This window comes from Neolewinella aurantiaca, assembly GCF_008014675.1.
In the GTDB taxonomy this organism is placed as follows: Bacteria; Bacteroidota; Bacteroidia; order Chitinophagales; family Saprospiraceae; genus Neolewinella; species Neolewinella aurantiaca.
The window spans coordinates 90,594-106,571 of sequence record NZ_VOXD01000023.1; the positions used below are offsets into that span (position 1 = coordinate 90,594).

12 protein-coding genes are annotated in these 15,978 nt (G+C 54.0%); 5 read left to right on the forward strand and 7 right to left on the reverse strand.

Going from position 1 to position 15,978, the window contains the following annotated elements:
- The first annotated feature begins 15 nt into the window (after positions 1 to 15).
- Positions 16 to 1,236, forward strand: a complete 1,221-nt coding sequence (locus FUA23_RS14950; RefSeq protein WP_147931559.1) for a vWA domain-containing protein — start codon at positions 16 to 18, stop codon at positions 1,234 to 1,236.
- A gap of 89 nt (positions 1,237 to 1,325) precedes the next feature.
- Here the strand turns inward: FUA23_RS14950 and FUA23_RS14955 are convergent, their stop codons facing one another.
- The 4 genes from FUA23_RS14955 to FUA23_RS14970 form a co-directional block, all read right to left on the reverse strand.
- Entirely contained in the window at positions 1,326 to 2,333 is a 1,008-nt protein-coding gene (locus FUA23_RS14955; RefSeq protein WP_187271073.1) for a DUF4249 family protein, read from the reverse strand.
- A gap of 143 nt (positions 2,334 to 2,476) precedes the next feature.
- The gene (locus FUA23_RS14960) at positions 2,477 to 3,643 is read right to left on the reverse strand and encodes a glycosyltransferase family 4 protein (RefSeq protein WP_147931561.1); all 1,167 of its coding nucleotides are present in this window, start codon (positions 3,641 to 3,643) and stop codon (positions 2,477 to 2,479) included.
- Positions 3,640 to 5,544 (reverse strand): RecQ family ATP-dependent DNA helicase, encoded by a 1,905-nt coding sequence (locus FUA23_RS14965; protein WP_147931562.1) that lies wholly within the window; start codon positions 5,542 to 5,544, stop codon positions 3,640 to 3,642. The genes FUA23_RS14960 and FUA23_RS14965 overlap by 4 nt, the downstream gene beginning before the upstream one ends.
- A 271-nt stretch (positions 5,545 to 5,815) precedes the next feature.
- On the reverse strand, positions 5,816 to 7,681 hold the full coding sequence (locus FUA23_RS14970; protein ID WP_147931563.1) for a peptidase M41: 1,866 nt from the start codon (positions 7,679 to 7,681) through the stop codon (positions 5,816 to 5,818).
- Between the two features lie 402 nt (positions 7,682 to 8,083).
- Here FUA23_RS14970 and FUA23_RS14975 point away from each other — a divergent pair, with 402 nt between their 5' ends.
- On the forward strand, positions 8,084 to 9,388 hold the full coding sequence (locus FUA23_RS14975; RefSeq protein ID WP_147931564.1) for an aspartate kinase: 1,305 nt from the start codon (positions 8,084 to 8,086) through the stop codon (positions 9,386 to 9,388).
- A 1,435-nt stretch (positions 9,389 to 10,823) separates the two neighbouring features.
- On the opposite strand, the gene FUA23_RS14980 is transcribed toward FUA23_RS14975, so the two are convergent.
- The 3 genes from FUA23_RS14980 to FUA23_RS14990 are packed head-to-tail and all read right to left on the reverse strand — an operon-like array spanning position 10,824 to position 12,337.
- On the reverse strand, positions 10,824 to 11,075 hold the full coding sequence (locus FUA23_RS14980; protein ID WP_147931565.1) for a hypothetical protein: 252 nt from the start codon (positions 11,073 to 11,075) through the stop codon (positions 10,824 to 10,826).
- Between the two features lie 21 nt (positions 11,076 to 11,096).
- Positions 11,097 to 11,690, reverse strand: a complete 594-nt coding sequence (locus FUA23_RS14985; RefSeq protein ID WP_147931566.1) for a DUF420 domain-containing protein — start codon at positions 11,688 to 11,690, stop codon at positions 11,097 to 11,099.
- Between the two features lie 2 nt (positions 11,691 to 11,692).
- Entirely contained in the window at positions 11,693 to 12,337 is a 645-nt protein-coding gene (locus FUA23_RS14990; RefSeq protein WP_147931567.1) for a hypothetical protein, read from the reverse strand.
- Between the two features lie 131 nt (positions 12,338 to 12,468).
- On the opposite strand from FUA23_RS14990, the gene FUA23_RS14995 reads away from it, so the two are divergent.
- The 3 genes from FUA23_RS14995 to FUA23_RS15005 all read left to right on the forward strand — a co-directional run bounded on the left by FUA23_RS14995 (position 12,469) and on the right by FUA23_RS15005 (position 15,840).
- Complete coding sequence (locus FUA23_RS14995; protein ID WP_147931568.1) at positions 12,469 to 13,020, forward strand: hypothetical protein; 552 nt, start codon at positions 12,469 to 12,471, stop codon at positions 13,018 to 13,020.
- 82 nt (positions 13,021 to 13,102) lie between these two features.
- On the forward strand, positions 13,103 to 13,561 hold the full coding sequence (locus FUA23_RS15000; protein WP_147931569.1) for a (2Fe-2S)-binding protein: 459 nt from the start codon (positions 13,103 to 13,105) through the stop codon (positions 13,559 to 13,561).
- A gap of 110 nt (positions 13,562 to 13,671) precedes the next feature.
- Positions 13,672 to 15,840 (forward strand): xanthine dehydrogenase family protein molybdopterin-binding subunit, encoded by a 2,169-nt coding sequence (locus FUA23_RS15005; protein WP_147931570.1) that lies wholly within the window; start codon positions 13,672 to 13,674, stop codon positions 15,838 to 15,840.
- Positions 15,841 to 15,978 lie beyond the last annotated feature (138 nt).

The window sequence follows — 15,978 nt, forward strand, 5'->3', positions numbered from 1 at the left end:
TAAAACCACGTTCACATGAAATTCCCAGCTACCTTCGCCTGGCTCGGCGGGGCGGTACTCACCGCCACCCTCATCGTTTTCTGCTTTACGAGCATGTTCTCCTCCGCAGGAGCGAACCCCGCCCCGCCCCAACCAGTAACTGCACCTGCGCCCCCGCCGCTGAATTCTGCTCCGCCGGTCAACGCCGCCACCAGCAGCCGGATTCAGATCGCTTTCCTGCTGGACACCTCCAGCTCGATGGACGGCCTGATCGACCAGGCTAAAGCCCGCCTCTGGAACATCCTCAACGAAATTCTCAAAGTCGAAAAAGACGGTACGACCCCAGACATCGAAGTAGCCCTTTACCAGTACGGAAACAGCAGCTTGCTCCCCGGTAATGGTTATATCCAGCAAGTCGCCGGTCTTACGACCGACGTCGACCTCATCAGCGCAAAGTTGTTTGGGCTTACCACCGGAGGTGGCGATGAGTACTGCGGTCAGGTAATCCAGACGAGTACGAACGAACTACAGTGGGACGACAACGACAACACCATCAAACTCATCTACATTGCCGGTAATGAAACCTTCCACCAAGGTGACGTAAAGGCCGGTGATGCGTTGACCAAAGCCCGTGCCAGAGGCATCCGCGTGAACACCATATTCTGCGGAGATCCGAACTCGGCGGATGGCCGCACCTGGGCAGCGACACTGACCTCCGGCGACGGCGATTTCTTCTTCATCAATCAAGACGAACGGGTAGTTTACATCCCCTCCCCGCACGACGACCGGATCGAAGAACTAAACCAACAGCTGAACCGAACCTACATACCCATCGGCCACAATGGTGCCGCCCTGCAGGCCAATCAGCTTGCCCAGGACAACAACGCGGCAAGCTACAGCAAGGCCAATCTTAGCAGCCGTGCCAAATTCAAAGCCAGCAAAAAATACAAAAACACGAGTTGGGACCTCGTCGACGCCGAAGAAGCAGACCCCCAACGCATCCTGAAGGAAAAAGCAAGCCTTCCCGACAGCCTTAGCCGACTGACGGACGAAGAACTCTCTCTGACAATCAAACGGTTAAAAACCAACCGCGAAAACCTCCAGGAAGAAATAAAGGACCTCACCCGGAAGCGCGACCGCTACGTTGCCGAAGCGAAAAAGGCCGCTGCAGGAGCACAGAAAAATACGCTGAGCGATAAGATCAACCAGAGCGTCCGTAAAACACTGATCGAAAAAGAATACACGATCAAAGAATAGGGGCGAAGGCAGTCGGATTAGCTGCTGTACCTACCCCAAAGTGGTTAGGTATAAACTGGACTCTGCTTGTAAATATCTCCTTCCGGAAATTATCTGAACCCGAGATCACGGGTATAGATGCCCGCTTCGAGGCTATCGAGGCTGCCGTTGTCGAACTGAATCCCTTCCTTCAGCGCCGAAGTGCTGCTGGTTACCAATCCCAGGCCACCGATGAGGTTGCTGTAGCGGGGAAGCGACTGTGAACTGGTGATGCCTGCGTTAGCGTTTTCGAGCGTTCTGCGGTCAAGCACTTCCTGGCCGGCAGCCGCGACCTGAATGTCGAAGAACTGGAAGCGGCGGGTAACGCCGGCTTCTTCCTCAAGCGCACTACCGATAAACTGGAAGAACGACTCACTCTGAATGTCGTAACTCACCAGGTTGCTCGAGCTTTGCTCGGGTCCGGGCACAAAGCCGGACACAACCGGCCACTCTAACTGTACGGTCCGGTTGCGGTCGGGGTCACTGGGGTAAAGTTCGCGGATGGTGAAGAAGATGGTGATGTCGTAAATCGCCGCTTCTTCTTCTTTAGACCAAACTACGGCCACCGGGCGGGGGTAATCGTCTACCCGAACCATTTCTCCCGGGCGGGAGATCTCGATGGCCGGGATGAGGTTGGTTTCGGCAACAGCATCCTCTTCGCCGGGGCGCTGGATGGTGAGCCGAACCGTGTTGCCGCCGAAAAGCGGAAGCTCCTGATCCGTGAGGCTGTAAGCGATGTTGGGCGACTGGGCAAAGATGCCGTCGGTGCGCTCTAAGCCGTAATCCTGGGCGTTTACCCGCTCCATCTCACGGCTTGTGTTTTGCGTGACATTTTCCAGAATGACCGTTACGTCTTCAGCTCCGTAGTAGATCGAATCGGCGATACCCGCCACGGCCTCGGCGTTACCTCCAGCTTCCAGGAAAGCCTTTTCCACCCGGATGAAGTGGCGGCTGTCGTCGGGGTTCAGGTAAGCGTAGGCTACCGGGACATCCTGGTAGTCGGCCTCCAGAGAAAAATCATCACGGCATCCCGCCAGAGCGAGAGCGGTAAGTACGAGCAGGGTAAAACGTAGTTGCATTTGTAGGGGCTTGGATTGCATAGGCGGCAAAGATAAGTGCAGGCTTTTGTATCCACTACAAGTTAGATCGCCGCTTTTACTGCTATTAACGGTTTGGTCCGTTGGCCGCTAAGCTTTTGTTTTGATCCTCCGGGCAAACTCCTTTAGAGCGACTCCCAGATTTCCAGCAGGCGGGGAATTTCATTTTCCCATACCAGTTCGGCAGCGGCCCGCTCCGATGCCGCTACCAACTGCTGGTAGGCGGTCGGGTGTGCTATCAGGCGTTCTACAATGGCCACCAGTTTAGAAGGCTCCAGGCTTTCAAGAAGGGCGTAGCAACCGTACGTATCCTGGATCGAGCAGTATTCCGGAAACGCCATCTGTACCGAGGGTAGCCCGGCCTGAATATAATCGAAGGCCTTATTCGCAAGACTGTAGTAGTAACTGGGGCTCACGGCATCGAGCAGATTGAGGCCGAGCCAGGCTTGTTCCGTAAGTGCTGGCAACTCGGCAGGTGGCCGGAAACCGGCAAACCACACGCGGTCTTCCACGCCAAAATCACGGGCACACTGCCGGAGGTGCTCCATTTCCGGGCCGTCACCGATTAGCCACAATTGGCAATCCGGTAAATCCGCCAACGCAGCAAGAGCCGTCACCAGCCCCCGGCCGGGGTTGAGCATTCCCTGGTAGATTAGTGGGTAGTTTGTAGTGGGTAGTGGGTAGTGGGCTGGATGCGAGGCAGATGCGGCAGACATCGGAGGCGGGGCCGCAGGTGCAAGGTTCGTTACGGGCCGGGGATCCGCAGCGGAGCTCCGGCGGAGCGGCAGGTTGCGGACCGTCCCGAAGGGTGCGCCATACTCTTCGGAGAGCTTTCCCGCCAGCATCGGCGCAACGGTATACCTGGCGTCGGTTTTGGGGACCAGCGCCTTGGCCATTCCCCGCCAGAAGCCCCTGATGACTGTACGGTTTACCACCTCCGGGGTTTCACTGAACCATTCATGGGCGTCGAAGACAAGCTTATGGTGCTCTGCGGAGGTAAGCCATACTCCCGCCAGCAGCGTATCCAGATCGACCGCACAGATGGCATCGTACCGCCACGACCGCAGTTCGCGGGTGAGCAGGTAATTGTACTCAACGTAAAACAGCTTTCCTTTGTGGTACCGGCACCGAATGCGGTGCTGCCGGTACACCTTGTCCGGTAGTTCTTTGCTCGTGGGTAACAACCGACCAACAAGGGTCACTTCATGCCCTGCCGCTACGAGCGAACTGCAAATCCGGTCCATTCGTTGGTCCTGGGCCAGGTCGTTGGTTACAAGGCAAATGATGGTCATGGCAGTCTCAGGTTACGACCGTCCTGTACGATGAGGCCTTCGTTGATGAGGTGCTGAATCGCTTCAGCGGTTGTTTTTTGTCGGACGGCGCCGTAGGCTTTGCTGGCGTCCTCCAGGGTGAGGTCGCCTTCCTGCAGGCGCGTAAGGATGTCTCCGTAGAGTTTCTTCGGGGTCAGCGGAGGGTTTACCGATGTCTTGCGCTTCCGGCAATTGTCGCAAATGCCACAATCGGCAAGTGCCGGCTCTCCGAAGTACTTGAGTAGGGTACGCGACCGGCAGAAATCACCCGAATGCTCCGCGTAATTGACCATCGTCTCGATTCGTTCAAAGGCCCGCTCCCGCAGGAAGCGGTATTGTTTTTCGTCGATTCGCACGTGGTCCGGATCAATCCGCGGAGTAAGGAAAACCACCTGCGGTAAGTCTTTCTGCGGGAAGTAATCGATGATGCCTTCGCCCGCAAGCTTGCGGAAAGTACGGTGAAGATTTTCCAGCTCTATGCCCAGGAAATTGGCCAGTTCTCCTTCTTCCACTCTAACGGGATTCAGGAAGGCTCCGTGGCTCGTCCGCAGGATGGTTTTGATCAGTTTGTCCATCTCCCGGTGCTTGATCTGGAAGGTGTACAACTGTTCTTTAGTCGCGATGAACTGCAGCCTGGCCGGCTGGTGGATAGCCTCGGTGAGCAGGATGAGCCCGGCTCTTTCCAGCGCCTTCATGCTGCTGTACGCCTCCCGGACATCGAAGCCGAAGTTGTTGGAGAAGGCCACAAGGTCAAAATCGTAGCTCTCCCCTTCTCCCCCGCCGATGGCCAGCTGAAGGTAGCTGCCCAGCGCACGATAAGCACGCTTCACTTCGCTGATTTCAGGGTAAGACAACGCCCAGTTTTTACGCAACCGCTCGCCGTCGAAAGGGTGATAAAGCATGATGCCGAAACTCATCTTTCCGTCCCGGCCGCCACGGCCGGCTTCCTGAAAGTAAGCCTCAGGGCTGTCCGGTGGGCCATAATGGATCACGCTGCGCACATCGGGCTTATCGATTCCCATGCCGAAGGCATTGGTAGCAACAATTACGCGCAATTCGCCTTTGATCCATGCTTCCTGACGGCGGTCCTTCTCCTTCGGGTCCAGACCGGCGTGATAGCTGGCAGCGGCAATGCCCTGCCGCTGAAGCCTGAGTGCAATCTGCCGGGTCAGGCCACGGCTGCGAACGTAGATGATGCTGGTACCCGGTACCCCTTTCAGGATTTCGAGGATCTGTTTGTCTTTACTCTCAGGCACACGTACGACATAGCCGAGGTTGTCGCGCCCGAAGCTTTGCTGCAAAACAAACCGGTTAGGTTTGAATTCGAGGCTCGCCTGGATATCTTCCACTACTTCCGGAGTGGCGGTAGCGGTTACAGCGATGACCGGAACCTGCGGGTGCAGCTCCCGCAATTCTGCGATTTGCATGTATGGCGGACGGAAGTCGTAGCCCCACTGGCTGATACAGTGTGCTTCATCTACGGCAATCAGCGCCAGGTTCATCTTCGCTATACGCACCCGTGCCAGATCAGTAAGCAACCGCTCAGGGCTCATGTACAGCAACTTCGTGTTGCCGTACACCGCGTTGTCGAAGATGCGGTCAATGTCCTGCCGGCGCATTCCGCTGTAAACAGCATCCGCTACAACACCCCGGTCTTTGAGCTGACGGACCTGGTCTTTCATCAGCGCTATCAGCGGCGAAACAACAATGGTTACGCCCTCCTTAGCCAGCGCCGGCACCTGAAAGCAGATGGATTTTCCACCACCGGTAGGCAGCAGCGCGAGGGTGTCGCGCCCTTCCATCACGGCGTTAATTATCTCCGCCTGGCCGGGGCGGAAGTCGTCGTAGTTCCAGTATTTCTTAAGTACCTCTCGAGGGGTCAATTATCGTAATTTGAGCGGGGCTAAGGTAGTCAATTTGCACCTTAGACGTAAGGGTATAGGTTGGAGAAACAGCATTAGTGAGTTCCTGCCGCTGACTGAGTTGAAGAGTCATTCTACATAGTACTGGACATTTTTGTTTTTCCACCTCACCCTCCGCCCTCTCCAGCAAGGTTTGCTTCGCAGTACTTCGTGCTCGCCTAAGGCTCAGCGGAGAGGGAACCAAACCTCGAAGAAGCCGCGAAGCGAAATATCCAGTAGTATGGTCACTCTCTCACTCCGAGCCCAACATCTTCCCGTACCCCACAATGTGCTTGTAGCCTTCTTCCCGGACTACCACTTCGAGATTGAATTTCTTTGCGATGTCAACCATTTCTTCAGCCTCCATGCTACCGCTGCTCAGCAGCGCACGACTGAGTTCTTTAAGGAACGTCATCTTGCCTACCAGTAATTCTTTCGTTTCCGAAACCATGCGGACCATCAGTTTTTCGATCTTCGAATCGGTAATGGAGTGCTTCATCTCCGCCGAAGGCAGGTCCAGATTCCATACGGACTGAAACTCATCATCAAAACCGTACCTGCGGACGAACTCGACGGCTATTTTGGTAGCTTCCTCACGGTCGTTTCGGCGGCCGACGCTCGCATTTTCTTTCCCGAAAACAAGCTCTTCGGCAATACCGCCCGCGAGGTAAATGCGGATTTTATCGAGCATCGCCTTTTTAGTTACGTGAATCTGGTGGGGGAAGGTAAAGCCACCGGCGTAGCTGCTGGCGACTTTGCTCTTCAGTTGCAGCGGGGCCATCCCCGTCAGGGTCATGTACGCTACTGCGTGACCACATTCATGAACTGAGATATTGGCCACCGTATCGTGAAGGTTCGACTGGCGAATTTTGTCGATCCGGCCTACGTAAGGCACCTCAACGGTTTTGCCGCCGTAGTCGGCAATGATGACTTGTTTTTCACGGTCATAATCCACCTTTATGGTAGGCGCCGATGCCATTATGGCCGCGTACATAAACTTGCTCAGATTGGCCTCGAGAATATCGATTATCGAGCTGAATACCGGCCGGACGCCCTGCACAGGAAAGACGCCGTTTCGGTAAATCAGTTCGTTCACCGCCTTTCCAACTTCCAGAGTTATGCCTACTTTTTTCTTCATTCCTTCGGCAATCCGGTTTATTTCTTTCTGGATCAACCGCTCAAAATCCACCCTCCGCAGAGAGTTGTAAATCAGGTGAATATTACCGAATCTCGCCACTTGCTCGGGGCGGAATTTGAACGCCAGCGCGTTCTTTATATCCACCATAGTGATCTTTTTCGTGAAGGCGTGGTAGATATCGGCGTCGATGTCCGCTTCGCTCGTTTGGTTGGCCATTTCGAAAGCCTCGTCAAGGTTTCCGGAGATGATGATCAGGGTTTTAGAGTGATCTACCGGTTCGTAGATGTTCTTATTCTCTTTGGCCTCCAGGATCATGGCGATCATCTGCTCCTCATCGAGGTCGACCAATTCGGAGATCTCCATATCCAGGCCGAGGTTAGACTTGAGCGAGATGGCGTCCCAGCTACTCAGTCCGTTGCTTTCACTCACTTCTTCCCCCTTCGCTTTGGCGCGGGCATTGCTCTTCTTCTTGCTGAAAAAGTCGAACAGGAAGGTGTCAAAATCTTCCTTCGACTTGCGGCTCAGGCGTCCATCACTCAGCAGTTCCCAAAAGTCGGTGTATTTGGTTTGCTGCAGTGGCTTTCCCTCGGGGTCCAGGGTGTTGAAGCGCTGAATTTCGTCGAAGAGGACAATCGCAGGTTTTTCGTCATGCAGCCCGTTCTGGCTCAATATCTGGGTAACGGTATTTACCCATCCTGTTTTTTCGCTGTTGTTCAATTCCACTTCCGTAAAGCGGTCCTGAAACTCCAGGAATTTGACCATTTTACGTACCAGGTCGGTTTTTCCGACCCCCGTCATGCCCCACAAATTGATAATAACCGGCCGGGTGAGAATGTCGGGCATCAGGTACCAAACCTGAAGATAATCGAGCACATCATCGATGATGTTATCGATGCCGATAAACTCTTTTTTCAGATAGTCGCTACAAGCTTCGAGTCTGGCTTTCTTGGCTTTAATCTCAGCTTTGTCAATAGTAATCATATGGAGGTTTTAATGTGCGGATTCAGACAATATGAAGGCGGGGCCGCAGGTGCCGAATCGGGGATGAATGAGCAGGGGTTGGAGGGCTAAACAATATAGATGCGTTGGTAGTTGCACACTAATGAAATGCCCTCGGTATTGGTTCCTGCGTTTTTGCGGTTACCTAATTGCCCCGGGCCGCCGCCCCTGCGGGGCGCGGGATATATAATTGCCTCGGCTACCCACAGGTGATTTTTGGCGACTGCTTTTATCATCTGGCCAAAATTTCACCTTTGATGACCGAGGTAACTCTAATAATGGTACAAAAAAGCAGACATCGAGATGCAGGACCAACTTCAGTTGGCGCACAATTCACCTCGTTCTCCAATGCACTATGTACCTTTGTTCAAAATTTAAGCAAAGATGCTAGCTCAGCCCCTGAATGTATTCAAATTCGGTGGCGCTTCTCTCAAAGATGCCGCCGCTATTCGTAACGTTGCCAATATTCTGAAAGCCTATAAAGGCAAGCGGTTGGTCATAGTTGTTTCAGCAATGGGCAAAACGACCAATGCGCTGGAAGTGGTAGCCCGGGCTTACACCACGGGTGACACCGAGACCGCCCGCCGCAAACTCTCGGAACTCCACAACTCGACCATGACGACGGTGAAAGAACTCTTCGGCGATACGCCGGAAGAACTCGCTGCGTCTCTCAACGATCTTTTCGTCAGCGTGGAATGGGTCTTCGAGGACGAACCCAACGAAAGCTACGATTACGATTACGATCAGATTGTCTCGCTTGGCGAATTGGTTTCCAGTCAGGTAGTCGCGGCCTATCTCAAACATGAGGACTTGCCCACAAGCTGGCTCGATGCCCGCGACTGCATCATCACCGACAATACCTACCGCGAAGGCTGGGTACAATGGCCTGAAACTCAATCCCGCATCTCCAATGCGGTACCACCTCTGCTCGACGAGGGCAACTTCGTCCTCACACAGGGATTCATCGGTTCTACGACGGAGAACTTCACGACAACTCTTGGCCGTGAAGGCTCAGATTACTCGGCCGCGATCTTCAGCTACTGCCTCGACGCCGAGGCGATGAGCATCTGGAAAGACGTGCCCGGCGTACTCACCGCCGATCCGCGCTTGTTCGAGAACGTCTCCAAAGTAGACCGCCTGAGCTATAAGGAGGCCATCGAGATGACGTACTACGGTGCCAGCATCATTCACCCAAAGACGATCAAACCGCTCCAGAACAAGAGTATCCCGCTGCATGTACGGAGCTTCATCGATCCACTGTCTCCCGGCACAGAAATCACCAGCGAAGCTGGTGACACCTACCCGCCCATGGTTGCCGTTGAGAAAGAACAAGCGCTGGTCAACATATCTACCCGCGATTTCAGCTTCGTTGCCGAGCACCACATCCGTGAGCTCTTCGAGCACATCACCACTACCCGCCTGCAGGTAAACATGATGCAGAACACGGCGATTTCCTTCAACGTCGTCGTCAACGACATCGACGACCGGGTCGAGCGCTTCTGCAAACTGATCGACAAGGACTTCAAGACCACCGTCGATCGTGACCTTGAGTTGATCACCGTACGCCACTACACCAACGAAGTGGCCGAAAGCATGCGCCGGGGCAAAGTACAATTGCTCGAAGGCCGGATGCCGCTCACCCTGCAGATGGTCGTGAAGGAGATTCCCGTCATCCGGAGGAAAAGGTAAAACTGGAAGCAGGGCGAGTTAGCCACGGTCGAATCGCTCTCCGAGCGACGAGCAGCAGTCTAAAGACTGCCGAACAGTACTGACGGCAGCCTTCAGGCTGCTATTTTCCAGGCTTGAACCCGAACGATTGACGGAGAACAAATTTGATCGCGTTGGCCTGATTCTTTTTTACGCTAAAGCACGACGAGCAGCAGTCCAAAGACTGCTGAAGGACTGTTCGGCAGCCTTCAGGCTGCTATTTCCCAGGCTGGGGCCCGAACGATTGACGGAGGACCGATTTGACCGCGTTGACCTGATTCTTTTTTACGCTAAAGCAAGACGAGCAGCAGTCTAAAGACTGCCGAACAGTACTGACGGCAGCCTTCAGGCTGCTATTTTCCGGGCTGGAGCTCGAACGATTGACGGAGAACAAATTTGATCACGTTGACCTGATCGTTTTTTACGATAAAGCACGATGAGCAGCAGTCTAAATACTGCTCAAGAACTGTTCAGCAGCCTTCAGGCTGCTTTTTCCCGGGCTGGAGCCCGAACGATTGACGGAGAACAAATTTGATCGCGTTGACCTGATCGTTTTTCACGATAAAGCACGACGAGCAGCAGTCTAAAGACTGCCGAACAGTACTGACGGCAGCCTTCAGGCTGCTTTTTTCCGGGCTGGGGCCCGAACGATTGACGGAGAACAAATTTGATCACGTTGACCTGATCGTTTTTTACGATAAAGCATGACGAGCAGCAGTCTAAAGACTGCCGAACAGTACTTACGGCTGCCTTCAGCATACTATTTTCCGGGCTGGGGCCCCAACGATTTAGGAAGGACCGATTTGATCGCATTGACCTGATCGTTTTCACGATAAAGCACGACGAGCAGCAGTCTAAAGACTGCCGAAGTACTGTACGGCAGCCTTCAGGCTGCTATTTCCCGGGCTGGGGCCCGAACGATTGACGGAGGACCGATTTGATCGCGTTGACCTGATTCTTTTTCACGATAAAGCACGACGAGCAGCAGTCTAAAGACTGCCGAAGTACTGTACAGCAGCCTTCAGGCTGCTATTCTCCGGGCTGGGGCCCGAACGATTGACGGAGAACAAATTTGACCGCGTTCACCTAGTCGTTTTTACGATAAAGCACGACGAGCAGCAGTCCAAAGACTGCTGAAGGACTGTTCGGCAGCCTTCAGGCTGCTATTTTCCGGGCTGGAGCCCGAACGATTGACGGAGAACAAATTTGATCGCGTTCACCTGATCGTTTTTCACGATAAAGCACGACGAGCAGCAGTCTAAAGACTGCCGAACAGTACTTACGGTCCGTGGACCGGTTTCAACCCGAGGCTGCTTCCACCGGGGCGACCTTTAAAACCTATTTTGCACCTGCGGCCGCGCCCCCGAAGACTTCTTGACGTTCTCGGCATTCATGCCTTCGCTGAACAAAGCCAGGATCAGGCCTGCTCCAGCTCCTCGCCTGTTTTTCGGTTTTTCCACCACAAAATTGCGATGGTACCGATCAGGATATACGGCATGCCGAGCATGTAAAGAATACCGTTGTTGAGTCCTTTACCTTCGGTACCACCGTTAGCAAGGTTGGTTTCGGCCGTAGCACGACACATCGGGCATTGCGCCAGCAGTTCGCTTCCGAGACCGGAAACAAGCAAAATCATTACAACGGTAAGAATCAGCATTGACTTTTTCATGGCTCTGTATTTTTTACGCTTCTAAGGATAGTACACGCGCAGCATTAAGTAAACCACCGGTCCGGTGACCGCAACGTACAGCCAGAGCGGCCAGACGATGCGTGCCATTTTACGGTGCAGATCGTACTTCCCTACCAGTGCACGCAGGGTGGTGAGAAGAATAAACGGCAAAAGAACACCCGCAAGGATGATATGTGAGAACAAGATAAGCAGGTAAACCGGTCGAATGCCGGCTACGGCCGCGGTTTCTGTGGCCGAAAGCAAGCGGTCATGGTTAATGTCTCCGAAAACAACCTCGGGAGTAGTAAAGTGGTACACAACGTAGCACAGCAGGAACATAACCGAAAGCCCCAGGGCGACCGCGTTTGCGTTGCGGTGAGCAACAACCTTCTTCTGCTTGATAAAATACAACGAAAAGAGAAGCGCAACAGCGGTCAGTGCGTTCAGGATGGCGTTAACAGCCGGCAGGAAACCGACGTCCCAGCCTTCAGGAACGGGAAGTTTGTACTGTCGCATTGCGCCCACAAGCAGTAATACGACTACGGAGACGACCCAGATGACAATTTTCAGGGTTTTCTCGCTGTTGGGGTAAGTTTTCAGTTGGGGGTAAGCCATAGCTATAATTCTTTAGATCGGTCCAAAATCAGGTCGCGGCGAACAGGAAGAGGAATGATTACAGAAATGAGTTGTACCAGGCCGATGGTTTCATTGCGGCTGCTCAGATCATAATGCTTCACGATAGTCAGTGAGCTGTCCACCAGGGCAACAATGGGCGCCTCGCCGGGCATATTCCCTCCCGTCAGTGGCAATTTGAAATCGCGGGCAGACTGAGCAAAAGCCGCATCATCCGTTGCCAGAAAGTTAATCATGTCCGTATCCGGGAGGTTGTACTGATCGGCAAACTGCGCTGCGGTTGCCGCAGCATTCTCTCCCTTCACGAAGTTTGTAAAGTAAAGGTTCGGGCTGTCCTCGAACTGTGTGTACAGGCTGTCCAGCATCATACCGTACTGCTTAATGGTAACGGGCTTTCGGGGATCGAGCCAGCTCACTACCGTCATCGCGCCACGGTAGGTAGTGGGGTGCTCACCACGGACAGAAGTAAAAGCCCCCAGGTCGGGCATCTTACCGAAGTCGCTCTGTGTCTCGATAGCAGCTTTGCGGTACGCAAAGCCCTTCTCCAAATAGTAGTAAGAAACAAGCGGCAGTCCGATCAGTAAGAACAGCACAACGATTACCCCAAGGGATTGCTTTACTTTAGCCATTTTATCATTTAGTTGGTGCAAAGGTAAGCACGCTCGCTGCGCTTTGTTCAGAATGACACACATTTTGACGCAGGAGTGATCGCACGATTCTTCGGCACTTATGTTGTAGCTTAGGCCTCAACTACTATTCTATGTCCCGCTTCCTACTGGTTTTGCTCCCCCTCGTTGCCCTGATCACCCTTGCCGCAGACCTTCCCCCTGCTGATCCGTTCGACACGATGATGGACGTGGTCACCCACAAACGCTGTATGAACTGCCATCCCTCGGGCAACAAACCACGCCAGGGAGAAGACAGCCACCTGCACTATTTCAACGTGCAGCGCGGACCAGACGACCATGGCGTTGCCGCCGTACAATGCGGCACTTGCCACCAATCGAAAAACAACGATTACTCCGGTGTACCCGGAGCTCCCCACTGGGGCCTCGCTCCGCTAAGCATGGCCTGGGAAGGCCTCAGCCGGGCCGAAATTGCCCGCGTCATCCTCGATCCCGAGAAAAACGGAGGCAAGAATCTCGAAGAAATCGTTAAACACATGACTGAAGACGAACTCGTACTTTGGGCCTTCGAACCGGGAGTGGACAATGAAGGTATTGCCCGCGAAAAGCCACCGGTCTCCGAAGCGGATTTCAAAGCCGCCGTAAAAGCATGGGCCGCGAACGGAGCCCCCATCCCGAACGATTGAACCCTCTTCGGTAAACCAAAGTTACTGTCAGCGCCTGCCTTCCGGCTAAACCCGAAGCGGTCAGAATTAAACCAAACAGCTTATGCCAACCAACTTCAACCTAAACGGTAAACCGGCCTCCACCAACGCAGACCCCGACTCTCCCCTTCTCTGGGTCATCCGGGACGAAATAGGCCTGAAGGGCACCAAATTCGGCTGCGGCAAAGCCGCCTGCGGCGCCTGCACCCTTCACGTGAACGGTAAAGCAGTGCGGTCCTGCTCCTACGCCGTTAAGTTCGTTGAAGGCAAAGAGGTCACCACCATCGAAGGCCTCGGCACCGAGGACAATCTTCACCCTGTTCAACAGGCCTGGAAAGAAGAAATTGTGCCGCAGTGCGGCTACTGCCAGCCCGGTTTTATGATGGCTACCGCCGCGATGCTCAAGGAAATCCCTAACCCTACGGATGAGGATATCGACAGCAATATCGTTAACGTTTGCCGCTGCGGAACCTATTACCGGATGCGCAAGGCTATTCATCGTGCGGCACACCTTAGTAAGTGAATCGCAGGAGGAGTGGATGACTCAGAAACTTCCTCACCAGATGAACGCAGCAAACGGAAACAGCGGTAGAATCCCGGCAACTCATAAAATCAATATTAAAACCAGCCCTTATGTCTCAGTCAAGAAGAAAGTTCCTTATCAAAGCCGGTATCGGCACCGGTCTGCTGTTCGGAACCGCCTATTGCCTGCCCATTCGCCGCAAGATTGCGGGCATGGTGAATACGGCCGAATCACCGTATTTAGGGCCTACTAACGATCCGAAAATATGGTTTGAGGTAACACCCGACAACCAGATCATCTTCCACAGTCCTAAAATGGAAATGGGCCAGGGTGTCTTTACGGGCCTGGCGCAGATTGCCGCCGACGAACTGGAAGTAGGCGTCGAGCAAATCAAGGTAGTCCACGCATCTACGGGATCAGGAAATATCGATAAATTCGCAACCGGCGGAAGCACCAGCATCAACAGCCTCTGGAAACCGCTTCGTGAGCTGGCCGCTACTATGCGGATGATGCTGATCAACGCAGCCGCCGACCAACTCGGCGTGGCAGCTTCGGGCCTGAGTACCTTGAACGGCGTCATCTCCGGCGCCGGAAAGTCTATTACCTACGGAGAGGTCGCCGCTGCCGTCACGGATTGGGAAATACCCGATACGCCCGAACTCAAAGACCCTAAAACATATAAGTTCATTGGTAAGCCAACGCCCCGCGTGGACCTTATGGACAAAGTGACCGGAGCCCCGATCTACGGCATGGACGCCGAAATGCCGGGGATGTTGTTCGGTTCGGTGGCCCGGCCCGAAGGCCTCGACTCCAAATTCACCGGTGTGGATACTTCGGTTGCCGAAGGAATGCCCGGCGTAGTAAAAGTTATCGTCGAAGATGATTTCGTAGGTGTGGTTGCCGACTCCTTCGTTAATGCCGAAAAAGCAAAAGAGAAGCTAAACGTAAACTGGGAGATCAATCGAAAATGGGATGATTTCGACGTCGAAGCTGCCATTAAAGTCGGCCAGGGCAAACCGATCGAAATTCAGAAAGAGGGGAATGCGAAAAAACTCCTGAAAGACGGAGAAGAAGGCATCATCCAGTCGGAATACTTCAGCCCGATCGGCGCGCACGCTCAGATCGAGCCCAACGGGTGCCTGGCCTACGTCGAAGACGATAAAGTCACCCTTAGAATGTCGACCCAGGTGGCTGAAATCACCCGCAAAGAAGTAGCCAGCCGGCTCGGGTTCAGTAAAGACGAAGTTATTCTGGAGCCAACCTTTCTGGGTGGTGGATTCGGGCGGCGTTTGCATACCCCAAACGCGATCCAGGCGGCGGTGATGAGTAAAGCGGTCGGTAAACCCGTGAAATGCTTCTTCAGCCGGAAGGAAGAGTTCCAGAACGATACCTTCCGCCCACCTACCCACAACGTTCTCAAAGGTAAACTGACCGCTGATGGCAAGATCGAAGCCCTCAGCCACGACATTTCCAGCGGTGATGTGATGTACGGCTCTCCGCTCGTACCCGGCATCCTGCAAAAAGTGATCGGGGCTGATCTCGGAGCCTGGCGCGGGGGAATGATTCAATACCACGGCATCCCGAACTACCGGGCAGTGAGCTGGCGCGTGAAACTGCCCTTTGCTACCAGCTGGTGGAGAAGCCTCGGCCTGCTCGCCAACACTTTTGCCGTCGAAAGCTTCATGGATGAACTGGCCGAAGCTGCCGGCAAAGACCCGGTTTCTTTCCGGCTCGACCACCTCTCCGAAACAAAAGCAGATGTTCGCCTGGCCAAAGTGATTGCGAAAGCTGCAGAAGTAGCGGATTACCAAAATGAGCCCTTTGGCCCAACGGACGAATCGGGCAACTATGACCGGGCCATGGGCTTCGCCTGCAGCACCGACGTAAACACACCCTGTGCGCACGTGGCGGAAGTCTCCATCGTCGACGGCGAAATAAAAGTGCACAAAGTAACCTGCGTCATGGATCCGGGCCTGGTCATCAACCCTGATCAGGTTCGTGCGCAGTGCGAGGGCAGCATCATAATGGGTATGAGCGCGGTGCTCTACGAAAAAATGACCGTAGAAGACAATGCGCTCTACCCTGTCATTTACGGTGCCTACGAAATGGCCCTGATGAAAGATGCACCAAAGGAAATCGATGTCGTTCTACTGGAAAACGACGACAACCCCGGCGGCGTCGGAGAGCCGCCCATGGGGCCCATCGGAGCAGCCATTGCTAATGCCGTTTACCGCCTGACAAAAAAACGGGTACGGAGGATTCCGCTGAGAGTTTCGTAGTTTTTCAGGGCGCGGCCCTTTAAGTTTGTGCTGAGGCAATCGGCCTATACATAGAGAAAGCAAAAATGTGTAACTTGAATTGATGAGCCGCCGCCGTTAGGAGGATGGCGGTCATCAATCAAGCTACACATTCGTAAA

Bases quoted from the DNA above. Each gene is read 5' to 3' on its own strand.
- FUA23_RS15000 (WP_147931569.1), top strand. From the start codon at position 13,103: ATGCCAACCAACTTCAACCTAAACGGTAAACCGGCCTCCACCAACGCA.
- FUA23_RS14970 (WP_147931563.1), bottom strand. From the start codon at position 7,681: ATGATTACTATTGACAAAGCTGAGATTAAAGCCAAGAAAGCCAGACTC.
- FUA23_RS14995 (WP_147931568.1), top strand. From the start codon at position 12,469: ATGTCCCGCTTCCTACTGGTTTTGCTCCCCCTCGTTGCCCTGATCACC.
- FUA23_RS14950 (WP_147931559.1), top strand. From the start codon at position 16: ATGAAATTCCCAGCTACCTTCGCCTGGCTCGGCGGGGCGGTACTCACC.
- FUA23_RS14955 (WP_187271073.1), bottom strand. From the start codon at position 2,333: ATGCAACTACGTTTTACCCTGCTCGTACTTACCGCTCTCGCTCTGGCG.
- FUA23_RS14980 (WP_147931565.1), bottom strand. From the start codon at position 11,075: ATGAAAAAGTCAATGCTGATTCTTACCGTTGTAATGATTTTGCTTGTT.
- FUA23_RS14990 (WP_147931567.1), bottom strand. From the start codon at position 12,337: ATGGCTAAAGTAAAGCAATCCCTTGGGGTAATCGTTGTGCTGTTCTTA.
- FUA23_RS14985 (WP_147931566.1), bottom strand. From the start codon at position 11,690: ATGGCTTACCCCCAACTGAAAACTTACCCCAACAGCGAGAAAACCCTG.
- FUA23_RS15005 (WP_147931570.1), top strand. From the start codon at position 13,672: ATGTCTCAGTCAAGAAGAAAGTTCCTTATCAAAGCCGGTATCGGCACC.
- FUA23_RS14975 (WP_147931564.1), top strand. From the start codon at position 8,084: ATGCTAGCTCAGCCCCTGAATGTATTCAAATTCGGTGGCGCTTCTCTC.
- FUA23_RS14960 (WP_147931561.1), bottom strand. From the start codon at position 3,643: ATGACCATCATTTGCCTTGTAACCAACGACCTGGCCCAGGACCAACGA.